The following is a 1,622-nucleotide window of genomic DNA, read 5'->3' as shown; positions in this document are numbered from 1 at the left end:
GCATTGTACACATCCGGCAGATCAGGTGTAGCTAGTGTTAATACAGTCTCACCTTTAAGGGTTAACTTCACTACAATGCCTTGCTTCGTGTCAGTGATGTAGAGGAATTCCTCTGTGCCTTCCTTGTGCAAATAAAATCCGTGTGCACCGCCAGCGAATTGTTCACCCCAAGAGTCGATATAATCGCCTGCCGAGTTAAACTTGACGACCGAGGGGGTTCCGGTATGGAACACATAAACATCGTTCGCGGAATCAACGACAATCCCGTGCGTATATCCTAGTGTAACTTGCGAAGGCACCTTCGCCCATCCTTCTGCCACTTCGTACCTATGCGTTCCATTTCCAACGATCATCTTCAATTGCCTCCCTATTCGATGGATGTTATCGCTCACATACATCACTTATTGTACACGGAGAGAGGCTGAAATGCTCTAACTTTCTTTATGGAATTAACACTCTAACCAATGAGCTCCTACATTCCTTATCCCCGCATAAGGGAGTTGCGCAACCCCGATCCTCTTCAATTATTCAGATTGTTTATACATCTTCCAGATGATTCCTTTATTAGACTCCAATAATGGTGCTAAAATTGCAGAAAGAACTACGAGATAAGTTTCAACCCAATTGCAGAGCCAAGAATCATTGCGATAAACAAAATGCGTTTGATACTACGCGATTCTCCATATAGTGTCATCCCTATGATCGCTCCACCGCACGCACCAATACCAGTCCATACCGCATAAGCCGTTCCCATCGGTAGTGTCTTCATGGCAAGTGACAAGAAGAAGAAACTTACACAAAATCCCACTATCAACATGACTACCGCTTGCCAGCTTCGGTCCATGCTCCAATTATTCATCATCGCCACGCCGAACATTTCACAACAGCAGGCAATTAACAAATACAACCAGGCCATCTTACGACTCCACTCCCTTCTCTCCCGATTCACTTGAAACTAGCTTCAGGCCTACAACACCGCCGAGCAGAACTAGCAAGAGAATCAGCTTCGACCAGCTGAACGGATCATTGAAGAATACGATATCCGCTAGTACCGTACCAGCCGTACCTAAGCCGACAAATACGGAATATACTGTGCCAACGGGCAAATTTCTACTGGCTGTTAACAGGACATAGAAGCTAATACCGATCGCAATGATCGTCCCTGCCCAATGCCAACCATTACTCGCATGTTTCAATCCAATCACCCAGAATACCTCGAAGAAGGCGGCGACAAATACTTTAGTCCAATTCCAATTCACTGTGGTCTCCCCTTTCGTCCAAATAAAAAAAGCCCTGGAGAAATCCGTCATAATGACGATGATCTCCCGGGCTTTTATCCCTCCGTGTGAACACGATACATGATCGTGTGTTTCCCCCTCGGACCAGACCGTACAGTAACGTACGCGGAACCCTAGGAAACTTGACTGATGCAATTAGCCATTATAGTACCATAGTTTGCGCTGCAGTACAAACTTTTATCATGATTATTTCGTAAGTGCTGGAACAAGCAACGATTCCTGTACAGGGCTTTGCTTTTTGCGCAGCAGGAATATGAACGGTATCGCCGTAATGACCAGAATCGTACCGATCAGAAACACATCGCTTATCGCCAAGGCTAGCCC

General features: G+C 45.9%; 3 protein-coding genes and 1 riboswitch. All 3 genes read right to left on the bottom strand.

Features of this window, described 5'->3' with window-relative positions; genetic code table 11:
• Positions 1–353 (bottom strand): hypothetical protein (locus tag AC1DWB_RS34750; protein WP_477545629.1); only part of this gene is annotated, 353 nt, incomplete at its 3' end.
• A gap of 248 nt (positions 354–601) precedes the next feature.
• Entirely contained in the window at positions 602–916 is a 315-nt protein-coding gene (locus AC1DWB_RS34745; RefSeq protein ID WP_477545628.1) for a DMT family transporter, read from the bottom strand.
• Position 917: 1 nt separating this feature from the next.
• A complete protein-coding gene (locus tag AC1DWB_RS34740; RefSeq protein WP_477545627.1) occupies positions 918–1,259 on the bottom strand; it encodes a DMT family transporter in 342 nt (113 codons plus the stop codon).
• 61 nt (positions 1,260–1,320) lie between these two features.
• Positions 1,321–1,426: riboswitch (guanidine-I (ykkC/yxkD leader) on the bottom strand.
• Positions 1,427–1,622: the final 196 nt, after the last annotated feature.

The organism is Paenibacillus sp. P4_E11, assembly GCF_056401635.1.
This window is presented reverse-complemented; position numbering and strand designations above follow the sequence as displayed.

Excerpts from the sequence above, each read along its gene's own strand:
- AC1DWB_RS34745 (WP_477545628.1), bottom strand. The coding sequence starts at position 916 with ATGGCCTGGTTGTATTTGTTAATTGCCTGCTGTTGTGAAATGTTCGGC.